Source organism: Leucobacter tenebrionis (assembly GCF_019884725.1).
GTDB classification, from domain to species: Bacteria; Actinomycetota; Actinomycetes; order Actinomycetales; family Microbacteriaceae; genus Leucobacter; species Leucobacter tenebrionis.
This window is the reverse complement of sequence record NZ_CP082322.1, coordinates 2,667,144-2,686,105: the sequence shown is the minus strand read 5'-3', so window position 1 is coordinate 2,686,105 and position 18,962 is coordinate 2,667,144. Positions and strand designations below refer to the sequence as shown.

The 18,962-nt window shown below is 66.9% G+C and carries 16 protein-coding genes; 6 read left to right on the top strand and 10 right to left on the bottom strand.

Going from position 1 to position 18,962, the window contains the following annotated elements:
• Positions 1-423: 423 nt before the first annotated feature.
• The 5 genes from KVY00_RS12305 to KVY00_RS12285 form a co-directional block, all read right to left on the bottom strand.
• On the bottom strand, positions 424-810 hold the full coding sequence (locus KVY00_RS12305) for a four-helix bundle copper-binding protein (protein ID WP_449405452.1): 387 nt from the start codon (positions 808-810) through the stop codon (positions 424-426).
• 37 nt (positions 811-847) lie between these two features.
• Entirely contained in the window at positions 848-2,665 is a 1,818-nt protein-coding gene (locus tag KVY00_RS12300; protein ID WP_255572631.1) for a glycoside hydrolase family 15 protein, read from the bottom strand.
• Positions 2,662-3,429 carry an SDR family NAD(P)-dependent oxidoreductase gene (locus tag KVY00_RS12295; RefSeq protein WP_223043177.1) on the bottom strand — a complete coding sequence of 256 codons (768 nt, stop codon included), beginning with the start codon at positions 3,427-3,429 and terminating at the stop codon, positions 2,662-2,664. Before KVY00_RS12295 ends, KVY00_RS12300 begins: the two co-directional genes overlap by 4 nt.
• 156 nt (positions 3,430-3,585) lie before the next feature.
• Entirely contained in the window at positions 3,586-4,392 is an 807-nt protein-coding gene (locus tag KVY00_RS12290; protein WP_223043176.1) for a nitroreductase family protein, read from the bottom strand.
• Between the two features lie 4 nt (positions 4,393-4,396).
• The gene (locus KVY00_RS12285) at positions 4,397-4,768 is read right to left on the bottom strand and encodes a hypothetical protein (RefSeq protein ID WP_255572630.1); all 372 of its coding nucleotides are present in this window, start codon (positions 4,766-4,768) and stop codon (positions 4,397-4,399) included.
• A gap of 114 nt (positions 4,769-4,882) precedes the next feature.
• Here KVY00_RS12285 and KVY00_RS12280 point away from each other — a divergent pair, with 114 nt between their 5' ends.
• On the top strand, positions 4,883-5,812 hold the full coding sequence (locus KVY00_RS12280) for a cation diffusion facilitator family transporter (protein WP_223043175.1): 930 nt from the start codon (positions 4,883-4,885) through the stop codon (positions 5,810-5,812).
• Positions 5,813-5,969: 157 nt separating this feature from the next.
• Positions 5,970-7,484: a helix-turn-helix transcriptional regulator gene (locus KVY00_RS15590; protein ID WP_255572629.1), complete on the top strand. Its 1,515-nt coding sequence runs from the start codon at positions 5,970-5,972 to the stop codon at positions 7,482-7,484.
• A 44-nt stretch (positions 7,485-7,528) separates the two neighbouring features.
• Here the strand turns inward: KVY00_RS15590 and KVY00_RS12270 are convergent, their stop codons facing one another.
• Together KVY00_RS12270 and KVY00_RS12265 are read right to left on the bottom strand one after the other, a co-directional pair.
• Complete coding sequence (locus tag KVY00_RS12270; RefSeq protein WP_223043174.1) at positions 7,529-8,176, bottom strand: GAP family protein; 648 nt, start codon at positions 8,174-8,176, stop codon at positions 7,529-7,531.
• Positions 8,177-8,325: 149 nt separating this feature from the next.
• A complete protein-coding gene (locus KVY00_RS12265; protein WP_223043173.1) occupies positions 8,326-9,645 on the bottom strand; it encodes an amidohydrolase family protein in 1,320 nt (439 codons plus the stop codon).
• Between the two features lie 258 nt (positions 9,646-9,903).
• On the opposite strand from KVY00_RS12265, the gene KVY00_RS12260 reads away from it, so the two are divergent.
• Together KVY00_RS12260 and KVY00_RS12255 are read left to right on the top strand one after the other, a co-directional pair.
• Positions 9,904-11,463, top strand: coding sequence for an SLC13 family permease (locus KVY00_RS12260; RefSeq protein WP_255572628.1), 1,560 nt, complete (start codon positions 9,904-9,906; stop codon positions 11,461-11,463).
• Positions 11,464-11,604: 141 nt separating this feature from the next.
• Positions 11,605-11,973 (top strand): META domain-containing protein, encoded by a 369-nt coding sequence (locus KVY00_RS12255; RefSeq protein ID WP_223043172.1) that lies wholly within the window; start codon positions 11,605-11,607, stop codon positions 11,971-11,973.
• 2 nt (positions 11,974-11,975) lie between these two features.
• On the opposite strand, the gene KVY00_RS12250 is transcribed toward KVY00_RS12255, so the two are convergent.
• Positions 11,976-13,091 carry a zinc-binding dehydrogenase gene (locus KVY00_RS12250; RefSeq protein ID WP_223043171.1) on the bottom strand — a complete coding sequence of 372 codons (1,116 nt, stop codon included), beginning with the start codon at positions 13,089-13,091 and terminating at the stop codon, positions 11,976-11,978.
• Positions 13,092-13,150: 59 nt separating this feature from the next.
• The gene (locus tag KVY00_RS12245; RefSeq protein WP_223043170.1) at positions 13,151-14,686 is read right to left on the bottom strand and encodes a purine-cytosine permease family protein; all 1,536 of its coding nucleotides are present in this window, start codon (positions 14,684-14,686) and stop codon (positions 13,151-13,153) included.
• Between the two features lie 255 nt (positions 14,687-14,941).
• Here KVY00_RS12245 and KVY00_RS12240 point away from each other — a divergent pair, with 255 nt between their 5' ends.
• Both KVY00_RS12240 and KVY00_RS12235 read left to right on the top strand, forming a co-directional pair.
• Positions 14,942-15,865, top strand: a complete 924-nt coding sequence (locus KVY00_RS12240; RefSeq protein WP_223043169.1) for an AsnC family transcriptional regulator — start codon at positions 14,942-14,944, stop codon at positions 15,863-15,865.
• 46 nt (positions 15,866-15,911) lie between these two features.
• Complete coding sequence (locus tag KVY00_RS12235) at positions 15,912-17,183, top strand: FAD-dependent oxidoreductase (RefSeq protein WP_223043168.1); 1,272 nt, start codon at positions 15,912-15,914, stop codon at positions 17,181-17,183.
• 121 nt (positions 17,184-17,304) lie between these two features.
• On the opposite strand, the gene KVY00_RS12230 is transcribed toward KVY00_RS12235, so the two are convergent.
• Positions 17,305-18,951 (bottom strand): amidohydrolase, encoded by a 1,647-nt coding sequence (locus KVY00_RS12230; RefSeq protein WP_223043167.1) that lies wholly within the window; start codon positions 18,949-18,951, stop codon positions 17,305-17,307.
• Positions 18,952-18,962 lie beyond the last annotated feature (11 nt).

Genomic DNA, 18,962 nt, shown 5'->3' with positions numbered 1-18,962 from the left:
GGCGATCCTCTCCCCTTCGTTTGCGGCTCCCGCCATCGTCCCGCAGGTACACGAGCAAGCAATGCGCAGGCTCATCGAGGCAAGCGGTCTGATCTCTCTCCTCCCAAGCCGGGAGCCGGGAATAACGATCGGGGATCCGGCGTTGCATCGCGCACCAGGATGATCACCGCCCTCGTTCCGGGCATGGTGCCCCGGTCGAGGACGATCGGGAAGGAGGACATCATGATCACGGTGGACAGCGTTGTGCACCCGACTTCGGGCATGGTCTTCGCGCCCGGTCCGGAGTGGGAGAGCGCTGACGGCTACGACTGGATCACCGTCGGCGAGCCTCCCTGCTAGTCAGGGATCGGAAGCCGGCGCGACGCCTTCGCCGCGCAAGAACCCGCCTGATCCGTTGCGGGCGACGCGCCGCGCCGGCCGCCCTCAGAGAACCCCGAGCATGCCAGCGCAGGCCTGCTCGCAGCGGCGACAGGCCTCGGCGCACACACGGCAGTGCTCGTGCATCTCGGCGTGCTTCTCGCACTCCTCAGCGCACGAGGCGCAGGCCGCGCGGCACGCCTCGAGCTGCGCGCGCTGCACGTCCCCGTTCGATCCGGTCTGGCGGACCAGCAAAGCGGCGGTCACCGCACAGATATCGGCGCAATCGAGGTTCTTCCGGATGCACTCGACGAGGTCCGCCACCATCTCCTCTCCCAGGCATGCGTCGGCGCACGCCGCGCACGACTGAGCGCACTCCGCGCATGCCTCGACGCAGCGCAGCACCTCATCGCGGAGAGCACCGGAGCTCGCCGCAGGGTGGGTGGACATCATCTGTTCCATGATCGACATTTCATCCTCCTTGCGTGTTTCATTCATCGGTCGTCTCGTTCCGGGTATCGACGGGGATGCGGTCCTCGGTGGTCGGCGAACCACCGGAAAGGAAGTGGTAGGCCGTGCGAACCAGCGCGAGGTGGCTGAAGGCCTGCGGCATGTTGCCGAGCTGCCGGGATCCGCGAACATCCCACTCCTCGCTCAGCAGGCCGACATCGTTGCGCAGCGAGAGCAGGCGCGTGAACAGTTCTTCCGCCTCCTCCCGGCGCCCGGCCCCGATCAGTGCGTCGACCAGCCAGAATGAGCAGGCCAGGAAGACACCCTCGGTGCCGGGCAGCCCGTCGTCGCTGTGCTCCGGGCGGTACCGCAGCACGAACCCGTCCTCCGTGAGATCCCGCTGGATGGCCTCGATGGTGCCGATGACCCGCGGATCGTCCGGGGGCAGGAAGCCCACGCGCGGGATCATCAGCAACGACGCGTCCAGATGCCGGGATCCGTAGGACTGCACGAACGAGTTCATGGAGGCGTCGTATCCGTTGTCCAGGATGTCCCTGCGGATGCGGGCGCGCAGCCGCTCCCACGCGCGGACGTTCCCGGGCAGTCCGTGCTGCCTGGCGCTCTTGATCATGCGATCCACCGCGACCCAGCACATCAGCTTGGAGTGGGTGAAGTGGCGGCGTGGGCCGCGCATCTCCCACAGGCCGTTGTCGGGCTGCTCCCAGATCTCGTGCAGGTGCTCCATCAGCGCGCGCTGCACCGCCCACGCGTCCCTTCCCGGGCCGATCGTCTCCCGTGTCAGGGCGAGGCCGTCGAGCAGCTCGCCCCACACGTCGAGTTGCAACTGGTCGGCCGCCGCGTTTCCTATCCGGACGGGAGCGGCGCCGTCGAAGCCGGCCAGCCAGTCGAGGGTCTCCTCGGGGAGCCGTCGCCTCCCGTCGAGGCCGTACATGATCTTGAGCTCCGCGGGATCCCCCGCGACGGCCCTGAGCAGCCAGTCGCGCCACGCGCGCGCCTCGTCCGTGTACCCCGCGGTGATGAGTGCCTGCAGGGCGAGGGTCGCGTCGCGGAGCCAGCAGTACCGGTAGTCCCAGTTCCGCGGCCCCTGCGGCTGCTCCGGCAGCGAGGTCGTGGGCGCGGCGACGATCCCACCCGTCGGCTGGTAGGTGAGCGCTTTCAGCGTGATCAGCGAGCGCTGGACCGCGTCCCGGTACGGCCCGTACGCGGTGCTCTGGGCGCTCCATCGGGTCCAGTACGACTCGGTCTCGCGCAGCGCCGCCTCGGGATCGGCCGGCGTCGGCTGCGGTTCGTGGCTCTGGAACCAGGTGAGCACCAGGCTCACCCGACTCCCCTCTCGAACGGTGAACTCGGCTGTCGTGCGCAGATCCTCCCCGCGCATCGCGACATCGCCCGTGACGAGGACGGCATCCGGCCCCGCGACCGCGTGCACCCCGCGTTCCCTGGCCGTCACCCACGGCACGACGTGCCCGTAGTCGAAGCGCAGAGCGAGATCCATCTCCATCGGCACCTCGCCCGAGAGCCCCTCGACGATCCGCACCAGGTCGGCGGCGTGATCCCGCACCGGCATGAAGTCGGTGACCCGGACCCGGCCGTCCGGCGTATCCCACTCGGTCTCGAGGATCAGGGTGTCGCCGCGGTAGCGGCGCCGGGTGCATCGTTCGGCGCCCCGCGGGGCGATGCGCCACCGCCCCGCAGACTCGTCGTCCAGCAGCGCGGCGAAGCAGGCCGGCGAATCGAAGCGCGGCAGGCACAGCCAGTCGACGGAACCGCCGGTCGACACCATCGCGCCCGTGTGGAGGTCGCCGATGAGCGCGTAGTCCTCGATCCGCCGACTCACAGCCCGACGCTTCCCTGCATGATCCCGCCGTCGACGAACACGGTCGTCGCGGTCATGTACCGGGCCTCGTCCGTGAGGAGGAACGCGACCACGTCCCCGATCTCGGAGGGCTCGGCGACCTCGCGCAGCGGGATGCTCGCCCGCAGCTTCTCCCGCAGCGCGTCGTCCTGCATCGTCTGCTCGTTGATCGGCGTGTTCACCGCTCCCGGCGCGACGTTGACGACGCGGATGCCCCGCGGCCCGAGCTCCACCCCCGCCGTGCGGGTGAGCATGCGCATCCCGCCCTTGGAGACGCAGTAGCTCAGGTTGCCGGGCATCGGCCAGTCCTCGTGCACGGACGAGATGTTGACGACCACGCCGCCCGAGCCCTGTTCGATGAACCGCTGCGCTGCTCTCTGGGTGCCGAACACCGCGCTCTTCAGGTTCACGGCGATCACCTCGTCGAAGGCGCGCTCCTCGATCTCCAGGATGCCGTGCCGCGTCTCGATGCCCGCGTTGTTCACGAACGCATCCAGCCGCCCGAAGCGGTCCACCGCCGTGGAGACCAGCTCGTCGATCCCGGCCACGGTGCTGACGTCGGCCTCGACGCCGACCGCCCGTCCGCCCGAACTCGTGATCTCCTGCACCAGGTCGGCCGCGTCCTCGGGGTGGGCGACATAGTCGATGACGACCGCGGCCCCCGCCCGCGCCAGCGCTCGCACGATCGCCGCACCGATCCCGGTGTTACCGCCCGTGACCACAGCGCACCTGCCGCTCAGATCCATCGGAGTCTCCCTTCGTCGATCCCGCTCCGGCTCTCGACGTCTTCCGACAGGGCCTTCCGTCGACGTCTGTCGCGTCTTCCGTCGTCGCCGATTCCCCACCAAGATAGGCAGCGCGCAATCGTCGTACCAGGGCGTGTCGCTCGAGCGGAAACAGTGCTAGGGGGCGTCTCCCGCCTCGTCCCAGCCTTCCTGCCGCGTCTCGCACGTCTCCCGGAACACGTACTGCGAGATGAGCCTGCGCTGGCTGCTCGACCAGTCGATCGCCGGGCGGCGCTGCTCCGGCGGCAGGTAGCCGAGGCGGTAGACGGCCATGAGGTCGAGTTCGTCGGGAACCCGGAGCAGCCGCTCGATCTCCTCCCATCTGCCGGGCACCTCCATCGGGAAGGAGACGAACTGGATCCCCATGCCGAGTTCGACGGTGGTGAGCCAGACGTTCTCCATCGCAGCACCCATGCTGAACACCGAGTAGAACGAGGACAGCTCCCCCGGTCGGTGCTCGCCACGGTCGAGCATCACGCCCAGCAGCAGCGGCGCTCCCGCTACGAGCCTTCGATTCTCCTCGCCGAGCGTCTTCGGCACGCCGAATGCGTTCATCAGCATCTGCCCGCGACGGGTGAACACCTGGCCCGTGAACGGCCTGAGTGCCGCGGGCAGCTTGTCGAACAGCATCCCGCTGCGCTTCTCCTCCATCTCCTCCCGGCTGAAGCGGAAGTACGGCTTGTAGCGCTCGAAGAACGTGCCGTTCGACATGGCCTCGGTCATGCTCTCCCCGGAGATGCGGGCGATCCGCTCGATCGTCTCGCGGTTCTCGATGACGACGAATCGCCAGGGCTGGCTGTTCAGCTGCGACGGCGCGCGGCCCGCGGCCTCCAGGAGCAGCCGCTGATGCTCGGGCGAGACGGGATCGGGCAGGAAGGGGCCGTTCGTGGTCTTGCGCCTGCGGATGGCGTCGAGCAGTTCCATGCGATCAGCTCCGATCAGCCGGTTGCCGCGAGCGCAGGAGGCTCGCGGCGATGAACGGGGCGGCGGCGAGCGCGACGATCGGATGCCGCGGGCCGCGCGCGCCGAGGAACGCGACGGCGGCGAGCGGCACCGCGGCAGGTGCCAGGATCAGCGCGGCGTCCACCCGACGCGGTCGAGCGCAGCACGCCGCGACGACCGCTGCGGCTGCGCTCGTGCAGGTCACGATGTACAGCAGGTGGTGCAGCCATCGGTAGCCGCTCGTGTCGACGAGCTTCGCGGAGACCGCCGCGCCGAGACCGCAGTTCAGGGCGTAGCTGACGGCCACGGCCCCGAAGATCGGTGCCGTGCCCCTCGGACGGCGCAGGCGGAGGTTCACCCTCCACACTGTAGTCCCGGGCGCGGATGAACGGACGGTTCGGTGTCGTGTTCGGGATCGGGATCGCTCCGCCGTGGGCGAGCGCCGATGCCCGTCGAGGAGTAACCTGACCTCGTGACCGTCATCATCGCGTTCCTCGCCAACGTCCTGGTCGCAGTCGCGAAAACCGTCGCCGCGATCCTCACCTCATCGGCCTCGATGGTCGCCGAGGCGGCCCACTCCTGGGCGGACGCGGGCAACGAGGTATTCCTGCTGGTCGCCGACCGCCACGGCGCGCGCAGGAAGGATCTCCGGCACCCGCTCGGCTACGGCCGCGCGGCATTCGTCTGGTCGCTGATCGCCGCGTTCGGGATCTTCACCGCCGGTTCGATCGTGTCGATCATGCACGGCATCCAGGAGTTCTCGGAAACCGGGCCGGTGGAGAGCCCGGTCGTCGCGTACACGGTGCTCGGCGTCTCGTTCGTGCTCGAGGGCATCTCGTTCACCCAGGCCATGGTGAAGTCGCGGCGGCTGGCCCGCGAACGCGGCACGTCGACGTGGGACTACGTGCTCGAGACGAGCGACACGACCCTGCGAGCCGTGTTCTTCGAGGACGCGGCCGCCCTCATCGGCCTCGCGCTGGCCGGCGGAGCGATCGCGATGCACCAGATCACCGGCGTCGCCGCCTGGGACGCCGTGGGTTCGATCCTCGTCGGCGTGCTGCTCGGCATCGTCGCCCTGATCCTCATCAAACGCAACATCGCGTTCCTCATCGGCACCAACGCGTCGCCCGCGCTGCGCGCACGGGTGGGGCAGGCGCTGCTGGCATCGCCGCAGATCCAGCGCGTCACCTACCTGCACATCGAGTACGTCGGGCCGAACCGCCTGTTCATCGTGGCGGAGGTCGACCTCGCGGGCGACGCCCGCGAGCACGACGTGGCACGGCGGATGCGGGCGATCGAGCGGCAGATCGAGACGCACGAGGTCGTCGAGACCGTGGTGCTCTCGCTATCGGTCGACGACGAGGAGTCGCTCGACTTCGCTTCGAGCGATCACCGCGCATAGAACGCTGCGCTCTCGCGCGGCGGATGCAGCGGCCGACTCAGGTAGAATGTGCACAAATGAGCACGGATGCTGCTGAGGGAGCAACGGCAAGACTCAGGAGTGACCGATGACTGGCAGAACAGAGGGCGAGTCAGCAGGGCAGTTGCTTGCGGCGGCCGTGGCAACGGGCGACTCGACGGAGATCGCCGAGGTTGCTTCGCGGCACATCTGGCAGTTATTCAGTCGGCATTTTCGAGAGTTCATCGCCGCCGTCATCGCTCTCCCGCGCGATGTATTGCGCGAGTATCCCGCGCTGTATCTGAACCACCCGTCATCCGCTGTAGCCCTGCGGTCGACTCGTCCGCTCCCGCCCTCGGCGTTCAATTCCTTCCGGGGCGAGAACGAGCAAGACGAGCAGATAGCGGTCTGCAGGGCGCTGCAGATGATCGCCTCCCGTGCGGGCGGCGATCTGATTACGGCAGTCACCTACGCGAAGCTTCTCCGCGAGCTGATCCGACAAGAGCGTGCGGGCGACACAGGGGCCGAGAACAGCCCGATCTGGTTCTTCCACTGGCAGGTCGGCTCGACGCTGCTGTGCGCAGGAGACACCGGCTCGGCGCTTCGCGAGTTCGCGATCGCGCGCCAGTACGGCGAAGTCCGCGAGAACATCGATGCCATTCGGAGTACGGCAGGGCGAGAAGCCCTTGCGCACGCGATACGGGGCTCCATAGACGAGGCTCAGCGACAACTCGCACTGGCGGAGAGCCTGCCGCCGCTCTCCGACGCCTTTCACGGAAACGCGTTGAGCACTGAGCGGACGGTCGCCGCACTGATCGCCGTCGAGCGTATGGACGCCGATGTGGATGAGCGCATCTCCGCGCTCGACGATGTCGCTGTCTTCGATGTGATCTGGCCGTTCATCTTTCTCGCACGGGCGCGCCATCAACTGGCTCGTCGGCGCCCTCACGATGCGCTCGAAACGATCCGAGCAACCACGTCTGCGCACCTGATCCAACCGGGCACACTGGCCGATGACCTGATCACCGCCATGCAGATCGAGGCCGAGCTCGTTCTCGGGAACGTCGAGAGAGCAAACTCGATCGTGGAATCTTCCAGCCGCCCCGGGCCTCACACAAGACTGGCGCAGATACAAGTGGCCCTGCATGATTCCGCCTATGCAGAGGCACGACGCCTGTGCCGGGCAGCGTCCAGAGGGCCCTTAAGCCCGGAGCACCTCGCACAGCTGCAGCTGCTCCAGGCCAGCCTTGAGAGCTTGGAATTCGGCGAGGTCTCTCCCGGGCTCGCGAGCCGGGTCGCAGAGCTCGCGTGCTCGGAGCAGTTCCGCCGTCTTTTCACCTGCACCCCGGCCAGCGTCATCGAGCTGGTGAGAGCTCGGCTCACGGCATCCGAGGCGGCAGCGTTCGATACGGCTCTGGCCGGGCTCACCTTCCGTGCTCCTATGCTGGCGAGACCCGCGCTCACTCCCGCCGAGCGCCGCGTTCTCGACGCTCTCACACTGCACACGACCACCGCGGAGGTGGCGGATTCGCTAGGGGTGTCGTTGAACACCGTGAAGACTCAGCTGCGCTCCGTATTCAGGAAGCTCGGCGTCAGCTCCCGCGATGAGGCGATCGCGCGGGCCGCGCAGTTCTCGATCTTCGTTCGGAACGAGGACGAAGCAGCGCTCAACTGACCTCGGCCTTTCGTCGTCTCCTCCAGCGCCGATCAGATCACCATTCAACCGAGAATGCCTACGCCCTGGCCGAGGAAGTACCCGCCGAGAATGAGCAGGATGACGATCGTGATCGCAGTCATGTTCGCTTCGATCCACGTTCGTGTCGCTCCGAGCGCAGGAGCGAGGCGAGGCCCCGCCACGACGGCGAATCCCAGCGGCACCAGTACTCCCAGAGAGGCGACGACCGAGAAGACAGCCAAGGCGACCACGGCGGTGCTTCCGGTCAAGCCGGCCTCGCCGAACCTCGCACCGGCGCCCAAGGCCAGCGGCAGATTTTTGATCACCAGGAGTCCTTGCGCCACGCCTATCCCGAGCGCACCGAAGATGCTCAGACCATCAAGACGATCGAGAAGTTTTGATTTCGCCGGTTCCTCGCCGCGCGGGCGCTTGGTCCAGGCGACCAGAGCAAGGACCAGGAACAGGGCTGCGATGAGAAGCTGAACAATGTCGACTCCCGCTTCCGTGGCTTCGTCATCCACCGCCGCCGCGGACTCGACGATGACGAGCGCGACCGCAGCGATGGCGCAGATGGCGAGCAACCACCCCAGAGCGAAGAAGGCGGTCTTGAGGCGCCCCCTGTCCCCGAGCAGGAGGACGATCCCAGTGGTGATCGCGAACGGGCTCAGAGCCAGACCGATCGCGAGCGGCATCGTATCGCCTATTGCTTCCCACATCTGCGTGTCCTTCTCCAGGTTTCCGCGAACCGCTGTTTTCAGCGGCCCACTCTGTCCAATATGCCTGCGCTTCGGCCTCCTGGGCGCACCTTCACCCGCGACGTCACCCGCCCCTCGATACGCGCTTAGAAGCTGTCGAGTTGGTCATCGATCGCCTCGATGCGGGTGATCGCGGGGTGCTCGATCACCGTGCCGCGCGCGATTACGGAGACCGGGTGCTGCAGCGTTCGCAGCGCCTCCAACGGGTTCTGTTCGAGCAGCACGAGATCCGCCGCCTTCCCGGCCGCGATCGATCCGAGCTGCTGATCAAGACCCAGAATGCGAGCGTTCACCTGAGTAACGGCGTGCAGGGCCTGAGCGGCTGTCAACCCCCCGAACCGTACGAGGCAATCCAGCTCGCGCCAGGTGTTCGAGTGCGTCACATAGGTCACCGAGGAGTCGGAGCCGACGCCGAGGGCGATATCGTTCTCGAGTGCTGAACGAATGCCCGACAGCATCTCCTCCAGAACGAACTCGGCGTTCGCCTTCACGACATCGCTGACCTTGGTGAAGCTCTGGTCGAGCTTCACCAGCGGCAGGCAGGCTTGCAGTGTTGGAATCATCGCTGACCAGCCGCGCAACGATCTCGGATTGTCGCGATACAGTGCGATCATCTCGTCGTCCATGCTGCTGCCGTGCTCAATCGTGTCGACCCCCGCGCGGAGCGCCCGCCGCACGCCCTCAGCGCTCTGAGCGTGCGCGGCGACGAGCACTCCCGCCGCGTGCGCCTCGGCGCAGATCGCGGTCATCGCCTCCTCGCTCATCTCCGGAGTGCCCGCGTGTCCGATGCCTTTCGCGTCGGTGACGCCTCCGGTCGCCGATATCTTGATGGAGCGTGCACCGTGCGACAGGTTGATGCGGGTGCCGGTGCGCGCCTGATCCGGTGTCTCGGCCTCGTGCGCGATCTGGGGTGCGCCGTGCCCGTTGGGGATCGCCAGCAGCGGACCCGACGGGAGGATGCGCGGGCCGACCAGCTCGCCACGCTCGATCCGCTCCCGGATGGCCATCACCTCGAAGGCGACATCGCCGACCGTGCGGATCGTGGTGACCCCGCTGTGCAACTGATTCAGGGCGTTCCGCTTCGTACGGCCTCGCATGAGCGCTTGACCGAGGGGACCGCGCATGAATCTCGTGAGCACCTGCTCCGTCTTCGGGTGCATGTAGACCTTCGAGAGCGGCTTGCCGTTCGAGAACAAGTGGGCATGCGCATTGATCAGGCCGGGGATGACGAACTTGCCCGCCCCGGCGATCGTGGCATATCCGGGCGGAACGACGGCCTCCGCGGCGGGGCCCGCGTACTCGATGATCCCGTCGGCTCCGACGAGGACGGTCCACTCGGGGTGTACCGTTCCTGCGGCGTCCCCCGCGATGACGGTGACGTGGGTCAGCGCTACTGGTGCTTTCATGCAGCCATGGTGCACGAATTCACAGGTCCGGTGCCAAGCATCACCCTCGCCGTCACCCGCTCGGCTGACCGCCTGCGCCGCGATGCCTCGGTGACGGGACGCACGCCATGGGGGCGAGGGTGACGGCGAGGGTGATGCTCCGCCGAGTGCGCCCGCATCTTGTCATCCTTGAAGACGACGAGGCCGGGGAGGCGGTGCTGGTGAGCCTTCCAGCGCATCCGCCCGAAAAGAAAACATGTCGAACCTCGAGGAGCCCGCATGATCGATCCCTTGATCGCCACCTTCACGATCCTGGCCCTCGCGATCGTCGTGTTCATCTGGAACAAGATCCCACCCGCGATCGTCGCCCTCGGCGTCGCTCTCGCGCTCTTCAGCACCGGAGTCGTGACCTTCGAGCAGACCATCGCCGGATTCGGGGATCCGATCGTGGTCTACCTCGCAGGGCTGTTCGTGGTGAGCGAGGCGCTGGACGCGACCGGGGTCACAGCATGGGCGGGACAGCAGCTCACGCGGCGTGTGGGTGAGAAGCGCTCGGCAGTGCTCATCGCGCTGATGCTACTCTCCGCGGGACTGACGGCCCTGATCAGCGTGAACGGCGCCGTCGCAGCGCTCATCCCAGTCGGGGTGATGCTCGCCACCCGAACCAAGCAGCCGCCGTCGCAGATGCTGATCCCGATGGTGTTCGCGGCCCACGCCGGCTCTATGCTGACCCTGCTCGGCACTCCGATCAACCTGATGGTCTCGGACCTCGCCGTCGAAGCGGGCGGCCGTCCGTTCGGCTTCTTCGAGTTCGCGCTCGTCGGCGTCCCGCTGCTACTCGGCGTGGTTCTGATCTGCCTGTTCCTCGGGCCGAAACTGCTGCCCTGGCACAGCTCCGAGAATGCGCCCCGCGACCTCAGCAGGCATGCCGAGACCCTTGCCGCCGACTACTCCCTCGAGCATTCGGAGACGGCAGTGACGTACGAGACCGGTATCACCGAGATCGTGATCCCGCCCCGCTCCCAGTTCCTCGGCGATCACGTCTACCCCGGGATGAGGACGGAGTCGGGGGAGCTCGTCGTCGTCGCGATCCACCGCCAGGGCGCAGCCCTCGCCAGCGCCGACCTCAGAGTAGGCGATGTCGTGCTGCTGCGCGGTGCGTGGGAATCCATCGACCGGCGCGTCGCGCATCCGGGACTCGTCGCGGTGGACGCCCCTGATCAGGTGCGCCGGCAGGCGGTGGTGCTCGGACCCCGCGCCTGGTTCGCCGCCGCGGTGCTCGTGGTGATGGTTGCAGTGCTCGCCACAGGAGTGCTGCCCCCTGCGATCGTGGTGATGTTCGCCGGCGGTCTGCTCGTGGCCACCCGCGTGATCACCGTTACGCAAGCACAGCGATCGATTTCGCTGCCCACCCTCGTGATCGTCGCGGGCATGGTCCCGCTGTCGACCGCGATCCAGACCAGCGGCGCGGCCGACCTCATCGCACAGGCATTGAACTCCTGGTTCGGCGGCGGATCACCCCACCTGCTGCTGCTCGGCGTGGTTCTGGTGGTGCTGATCCTCGGTCAATTCATCAGCAACCTCGCGACCGTGCTCATCGTCGCCCCGATCGCCGTCGCGGTCGCCGAGACCGCGCATATCTCGCCGCTGCCGATGATGATGGCGATCACCGTCGCCGGTGCCGCGTCCTTCCTCACCCCTGTCGCCACAGCCGGAAATCTCATGGTGCAGGAGCCCGGCAGCTACCGCTTCAGCGACTATTGGAGACTGGGCCTGCCCTGCATCGCCCTGTTCGGGTTCGTCGCCGTGCTCATCGTCCCTCTCATCTGGCCGTTCTGACGCATGATCCCGACTGCCGAACAACAATCCGACGAGGTCCGGGCGAGCTGCGAGGCGACTCTCGCACAGATCTCACCAGCTTTGCTCAGCCCTAAACGTCAGAGTTCCACCGCCGCTGAACCAGTTCAAAGGAGTACCGAAATGAAAATCCACCACTCGCTCACCGCTGTTCTCGGAACAACGATGATGCTCGCCCTCATCGGCTGCGCACCCTCCGCTCCCTCGTCGAATGCGTTCGCCGGATCCTGGGGTCTGGAAGAGGCCGGAGAGCCCTCGCTCACGATCTCCCCCGACGGCTCCTTCAACGGCACCGACGGCTGCAACTCCCTCGTCGGCCACGGGAAGATCTCCGAGGCAGAATTCGAGTTCGGTGATTTCGCCCTGACCCGGATGGAATGCATCGGCGTCGACACCTGGCTCTCCGGAGCAGGGTTCGCGAAGGTCTCAGGCGACGAGATGACCGTGTTCGATACCGATCGCACAGAGATCGGAACGCTCCGCAAGCGCTGAGGCTAGACGTCCGATTCGTCGAAGACGACGACGCTGCGGGCCTCTGCACCGGATCGCATCGCGTTGAAGGCGTCGTTCACCTCGCCGAGGGTGATCCGCTTCGAGATGAGGGTGTCGAGCGGCAGACGGCCGGCGAGATAGAGAGCTGCGTACCGGGGGAAGTCGCGCGCGGGCACGCCGCCTCCGTAATTCGACGCGATGACGGTGATGCCGCGGTAGCAGAGATCAAGCACGTCGAACGGGATCATGGCGTTCTCAGGCGGCATGCCGACGAGCACGGCCCGACCGCCCGGCCGCACGTGACCGGGCAGTTGCGGGATCGTGTGCGGGTTGCCGATCGCCTCGAACGCGACATCGGCGCCGCCTTCCGTGAGCTCCTGGATCCGCACCGCGGTTTCGTCATCGGCGAGGAGCGCATGGGTCGCGCCCGCCGCGAGGGCGATCTCGAGCTTCTCGGCGTTGCGATCTACGGCGATGATCGGATGAGCACCGGCGAGTTGCAGACCCATGATGATCGAGAGGCCGACGCCGCCGCATCCGATCACGACCGCGGACTCGCCCGCGATCACCCGCGCGTTGTTGCTCACCGCGCCGAGCCCCGTGTGCACCGAGCAACCGATCAGCGCAGAGACCTCGAAGGGCAGCTCCCTCGGCATGCGGATCGCCGCGCTGGCGGGTACTACGGCGAACTCGCTCATCGAGCCGACCGCCAGGTACGGGTAGGCATCGGCGCCCTCGAGTGAGAGCCGCGTCGTGCCGTCGGGCATCACGCAGTCGTTCGAACGCAGATCGGTGCACGCCCAGGGCTTGCCCGACTGACAGGCGACGCAGGTGAGGCAGGCCTGGTTCCAGACCAGGGAGACGTGATCCCCAACGTCGAGACCCGTGACGCCCTCCCCCAGCTCGACGACCACGCCGGCCCCCTCGTGCCCCATCACGGTGGGCGAGGGCACTCCCCACTCCCCCTCGAGCACGTGGCGATCCGAGCCGCACACACCCGAGGCCTTGATCTGGACCAGCACCTCGCCGCGGTGAGGCGCTCCGACCTCGATCGTCGCGACCTCGATGCGGTCGCCGGCGCCCGGGTAAATCGCGGCCGTGCTCGAATGCGTACTCATGCGGTATGACTCCTTGATCGGTTGGGAAACGAATTGGCGTTGGTTCGGTTGGCGAGTGTTCAGGCGCGCGGGTTCGAGATCACCGGCTCGAGCTCGCCCGCTCGCACGGGGACACCCCGGGCCCCTTCCGGGCCGAACACGTAGTCGGGGTCGGGGTTGACTCGTAGGAGGATCCAGAACAGCAGTGCGGGGATGGTGAGAGCGACGAGGAGGCTGACGTCGATGCCTCCGACCGTGTTTCCGAGTGGGCCGACGAACTGGCCGGGCAGGTTCACGAAGCTGACGGCGAGGACGGCACCGATCAGCCATGATGCAACGGCGTTCACGTTCCAGCCGTGCTGGAACCAGTACTTGCCACCGACCTGCCGTCGGCTGAAGACGAGCAGCGAATCGACGTCGTACCAGCCGCGGCGCGTCAGATAGCCGATGAGCATGATGGCGATCCACGGCACGGTACAGACGACGAGCAGCGTCGAGAGCGTCGTCACGCTCTGCACCATGTCGAAGACGAACTTGCCGATCAGCACGAAGGCGACGGTGATACCGCCGATGAGCACCGTCGAGGCCACGCGGTTCATCACAACCACGATGCTCGAGAAGTCGAGACCCGTCCCGTAGAGCAGGCTGGTGCCGGTGGTCACGCCGCCGGCGACGCTGATCAGCGCGAGCGGGATGAAGAACCAGACCGTGGTGCTCGCGACGAGCCCCCCGACATAGTCGCCGCTCATGATGAGCTCGGGATTCGAGACGGCGATCACCGAGGCAGTGACGTGCCCGAACAGGAACGCGCCGAGGCAGGCGAGCTGCGCCAGGATCACGGCGGCCAGGAGAGACCTGCGGTTGCCCGAGTCGGCCACGTAGCGGGAGTAGTCGCCGAGGAACGGGCCGTAGGAGATCGGGCACGACATGGCGATGAGCATGGTGCCGATGAAGCCGCCGATGTACAGAGGATCCGACCAGCGGCCCGCCACGTCGTAGGCGAGCGCTTCGCCGAAGTCGCGTTGCATCGCGTAGATCACGATCCCGACCACGAACAGCATCGCGACGAGCGGCGGCACGATCCGATTCAACACGACCAGGAGCTTGTATCCGTAGACGCAGATGACGATCAACAGCAGCGCCATGAGCACGTAGACGCCTGCGGAGAGAGCGCCGTTCACCTCGAAGCCGACGAGACGCGCGACGGAGGCGAGCATGGCATCACCCGAGGCCCACACCGCGAGCGCGAGGAAGGTGAAAGCGCCCAGCAGGGCGAGCAGTGATCCGATGAGCCGGCCGTGGGCGCCGAAGTGCGCCGATGACGAGACCGCGTTGTTCGTGCCGTTGCGCGGCCCGAAGAGCACCATGGGAGCGAGAATGAGGGAACCGAGCAGCACACCGAGCACGATCGCGATCACTCCGTCCCAGAAGGTCAGCCCGAAGACCACGGCGAAGGTTCCGAGTACCGCCGTGGAGATGCTGTTCGCGCCGCCGAAGATGAGCCCGAACACGTCTCTCGGTCTCGCCCAGCGCTCCTCGGCGGGAATGGGATTGATGCCGTGCACTTCCACGGCGAACGTCGCTGTGTCAGTGGAAACAGGGGCCGGTGCAGACACAGTGGTTCTCCTCATCGAGTCTCGGTCGGTTCCGTCGCATCCCCAGCTGAGGATCGGACGCGCCCAACTCTAGGCCTCCATAGGACTCTTGAGGAACGAAAGTTCAAGACTTCTTCCTCTGCTCTATTCATTTGTCAGAAAGTCGAACAGATTTTTGCCACTTACTGTGCTTCTCAAGAATCCATCGATACTTTTGGAATAAACGACCGGAATGAATCTGCCGCTGTGCGACGGAAAAGCAGGAGAAGAAGAGCGATGGCGATAGGTGAGGATCAGGTTCGCAGGATCCTGCGCGAGGTCCGAGAGAACGGTCGAGTCAGCTACACCGAGGTCTCGGAGAAGGTGGGAGTTCCGCGCCAGGTCGTTGCTGCGGTGGTCGAAGAGGCGGTCGCGGAGAATCGCATCCGGCTCACGGCGACCATCAGCCCGGACCTCCTGGGCATCACCCGATACTCGTACCTGCTGCTCTCGACATCGGGGCCGAGCGAACCGATTCTGGACGCCCTGAGTTCGATGAGCGAGACCTGCTTCGTCTCGGCGATCGCGGGAACGTACGGCGTAGACGCGGAAGTGCGCGTGACCTCAGATGAGCAGCACCAGGAGGTGCTCGGATCGATCCGGACGCTCCCCGGTGTGAGCGGAGTGGTCTGCAACGTCTACGAACGCATTCTCGTCAACATCGACTCGCCCCTCCCCACGCCTGCGACGACGCCCATACGCATCGATGACGTGGATCGCAGCATCCTCTTCGCGCTGGAGCAGAACGGACGGGCGACCTTCCGCGAACTGGGCGAGGCGTCGGGCGTTTCGGCTGCAAGCGCCCGCAACCGGCTGCACCGGCTGCTGCAGCACCGCGTCGTGAAGGTGGTCGGGCTGCCGGTGCGGGATCACCTCGTCGGCCCGCCTGCGCTCGGACTCGGCATCCGCGTACGGGGCATCATCACTCCAGAACTTGTCGAGTCGATCTGCACCGTTCACCCGGAGTTCCTGGCGATATCCAGTGGGGCCTACGACCTGATCGGCACCATATCCGGCGATACCTCCGAGGAACTGCTCACGAAGCTCGACGCTTTGCGCGGGATCGAGCAGGTCGCCCTCGTCGACGCGTGGTCGCATCTGCGGATCGCGAAGGAGCTCTACGGGGCGAACGAACTGTTCATGTCTGCGTTGCGGAGGTAGGGATACGCTCTGAGCACAGGGCCACGAGCGAAGGGAGGTACAGCCCATGACCCCCGACGATAAGAAATTCCCGGTTCTCGAGAAGCGCACGACGTGCGTCATCGCGGGCGGCGGCCCCGCCGGGCTCGTACTCGGCCTGCTGCTCGCGCGGGCCGGAGTCGAGGTCACGGTCTTGGAGAAGCATGCCGACTTCCTGCGCGACTTCCGCGGTGACACCGTCCACCCGACCACACTGGGCCTGCTGGACGACCTCGGACTGTTCGACCGCTTCGACAGGCTTCCACAGTCTCGGATCAGCCACGTCGCTCTCCCCGGGCCCGACGGCGAAGATGTGCGCATGGTCGACTTCACCCGCCTCCCGCTCCGGCACCCGTATATCGCAATGGTCCCGCAGTGGGATCTCCTCGATCTGCTCGCCGACGCGGCCGCAGCCGAGCCGACCTTCACCCTCCTCAGAGAGCACGAGGTAACAGGTGTGATCCGGCAAGGTGGACGCGTCACAGGCGTCACATACAAGTCTCCGCAGGGCGGAGGGCGCGTGCTCGCCGACCTCACCGTCGCCTGCGACGGCCGTTGGTCGGCGGTGCGCCGCGCGGTGGGACTCCCCGCCAAGGAGTACCCGGTGGGCTTCGACGTATGGTGGTACCGTCCCCCCACCCAGCGGCACCTGGGCGAATCGCTGCTTCCACGGATGAAGAACGGGCACGTCGCGATCGCCATCCCGCGGGAAGGCTACGTCCAGGTTGCGGCCATCGGCGAAAAGGGTACGGACGGCGAAGTCCGCGCACGCGGCATCGAGGCCTTCCGAGCGCAAACCGCCGCGCTCCTGCCCGACTTCGCCGAAGATGTGTCTTCCATCCGCTCGATGGATGACGTCAAACATCTCGACGTCCGCGTCGATCGATTGCGGCGCTGGCATGCCGACGGGGTGCTGTGCATCGGAGACGCAGCACACGCGATGTCACCCATCGGCGGCGTCGGCATCAATCACGCCGTTCAGGACGCCGTGGCCACCGCGAGGCTCCTCGCCAAGCCCCTGCGGGCCGGCCGGCTCACCGGACCTCGCTCCGGTCGCATCCTCGCCCACGTGCAGCGCCGCCGCGCACTGCCCACGATCCTCATCCAAGGCCTGCAGCGCCTCATGCACGCAAGGCTCATCGGCCCGGCTCTCACGGGCAAGACGATCCAGCCTCCACGGCGGCTCGCCGGAGTTCTGCGACGCTCGCCCTGGCTCGCCGCGATACCTGCGGCGGTCATCGGCGTCGGGCCGCGGCCCGAGAGAGCGCCCCGCTGGTCTCGGGCTACTCGATCGGGTTAGCGGCGGTCGTGCCACCCTTGACATGCACTGCGATGCCTCCGGTCACGACGAGGAACTGCTGCGCACTCAAGGGGGATCGATAAGGCTTGAGCTTCGGCATCCCACGAGACGCAGACCGCAGCTACCCCTCGAACGCCGCGACGCCGTCGACCAGCGTCAGGACCGGTCGCGAGCCGATGAGCGAATCAGGAGAGTCCGACAGAGCAGCGGCGTCGACGCCCCACACCGCGAGGTTCGCGCGATAACCGGGCCTCAGCTGGCCCACGGAGCCCTCGCGACCTGCTGCGTAGGCGCACCCGAGGGTGATCGCCTCGAGTGCTTCTTCGGGGTTGAACACTCGCGACGGCTGATAGGCCTCTCGCGAGGGATCGAGCGCCGAGCGTGCGGTCAGCGCGATGAAGAGGTTATCGGGGGCGAGATGAGGCGCCGTAGGCGCATCGGTGCCGAGCGCGATCGTCACGCCCGCCGAGCGGAACTTGTTCCACGCGAACCCGCCCTCGGCACGCGGCATTCCGAGCACGGCCTGCCAATTGTCCATGATGGCCGGATCGCAGTGCACTGGCTGCATCGAGGCTGTGACGTTGAGCGCGGCCATACGTGCGATCGTGTCGTCTGCGGCATACTCGAGGTGCTCAACGCGAGGGCGACGCGCGGCTCGAGGCCCATTGGCGCGTACACACTCCTCGATCATGTCCAGCGCGATCGTGCTCGCCTCGTCGCCGATTCCATGCAGCGCGAGTTGCAGGCCGGCTGAGTCGGCCGCGACGGCCATCGGAAGCGCGAATTCCCGCTCCCAGATCGGGCCCGGCAACTCGCCGTTGACGTAGGGACCGCGCATGGCTGCGGTGCAGGCGTCGATCACCCCATCGAGCACGAATTTCACGCCCACAATACGCAGCCACTCGTCTCCATAGTTCGCGGCGAGGGTATCGCGGATCTCGACCGCCCGATCGATCTGCGCGAGATCTCGCGAGGAATCACCCGTCGCGGTCAGCATCCAGTACGCGTCGACGGGGAAGGGCAGCCGACCATCGCGGTCGAGCATGCGTCGATACGTGGCCACCTCGGTTTCGCCGAACGACATCTCGGTCGCCCCGGTCACCCCGGTGGAGAGATACGCATCAAACGCCGAACGCAAGAACCGGTCGCGATCGCGGTCGGTGGTGATGCTCTCGACGTATCCCCAGCCGTGATGCATCGCGGCGGTCTCGAGCAGATGCCCGGTGGCTTCGCCCGACGTGTCGCGCACGAACTTGCCGCCGACCGGGTCAGGGGTGTCGCGGGTGATCCCCATCGCTTCGAGCGCCGCCGAGTTCACCCACATGGTGTGCAGGTCATTTCCGTCGAGCAGCACCGGTACGTCGCTGACGGCGGCGTCCAGCGCGGCAGCAGTGGGGCGCTCACCGTCTGCGAAGATGTCGAACGTCCACCCCACCCCGAGCACGGCGATGGCATCAGGCTCGGCTGCGCGCCGCTCGGCGATCCTGCGCTGCACCTCAGCCACCGAGGACGCGTCGCGCAGCTGCACCTTCGACAGGGCCTCGCCGAGCAACAGCATGTGCGTGTGGCCCTCGATGACGCCCGGAGTCACGAGCGCGCCTCCCAGGTCGACGTACCGGGCGCCGGGGCCCGCGACGTCACGCACTGCCCCCTCCTCCCCGACCGCGAGGATCTTGCCGTCGGCCACCGCCACGCACTCGCGCGGCGCGAGCCGGGCGTCCCCGATGAAGACGTTGGCGTTCGTGTAGACAGTGGCGTGCCCGCTCATGGTGTTCGCTT

Bases quoted from the DNA above. Each gene is read 5' to 3' on its own strand.
- KVY00_RS12305 (WP_449405452.1), bottom strand. From the start codon at position 810: ATGATGTCCACCCACCCTGCGGCGAGCTCCGGTGCTCTCCGCGATGAG.
- KVY00_RS12295 (WP_223043177.1), bottom strand. From the start codon at position 3,429: ATGGATCTGAGCGGCAGGTGCGCTGTGGTCACGGGCGGTAACACCGGG.
- KVY00_RS12290 (WP_223043176.1), bottom strand. From the start codon at position 4,392: ATGGAACTGCTCGACGCCATCCGCAGGCGCAAGACCACGAACGGCCCC.
- KVY00_RS12270 (WP_223043174.1), bottom strand. From the start codon at position 8,176: ATGCCGCTCGCGATCGGTCTGGCTCTGAGCCCGTTCGCGATCACCACT.
- KVY00_RS12265 (WP_223043173.1), bottom strand. From the start codon at position 9,645: ATGAAAGCACCAGTAGCGCTGACCCACGTCACCGTCATCGCGGGGGAC.
- KVY00_RS12260 (WP_255572628.1), top strand. From the start codon at position 9,904: ATGATCGATCCCTTGATCGCCACCTTCACGATCCTGGCCCTCGCGATC.
- KVY00_RS12255 (WP_223043172.1), top strand. From the start codon at position 11,605: ATGAAAATCCACCACTCGCTCACCGCTGTTCTCGGAACAACGATGATG.
- KVY00_RS12250 (WP_223043171.1), bottom strand. From the start codon at position 13,091: ATGAGTACGCATTCGAGCACGGCCGCGATTTACCCGGGCGCCGGCGAC.
- KVY00_RS12240 (WP_223043169.1), top strand. From the start codon at position 14,942: ATGGCGATAGGTGAGGATCAGGTTCGCAGGATCCTGCGCGAGGTCCGA.
- KVY00_RS12235 (WP_223043168.1), top strand. From the start codon at position 15,912: ATGACCCCCGACGATAAGAAATTCCCGGTTCTCGAGAAGCGCACGACG.
- KVY00_RS12230 (WP_223043167.1), bottom strand. From the start codon at position 18,951: ATGAGCGGGCACGCCACTGTCTACACGAACGCCAACGTCTTCATCGGG.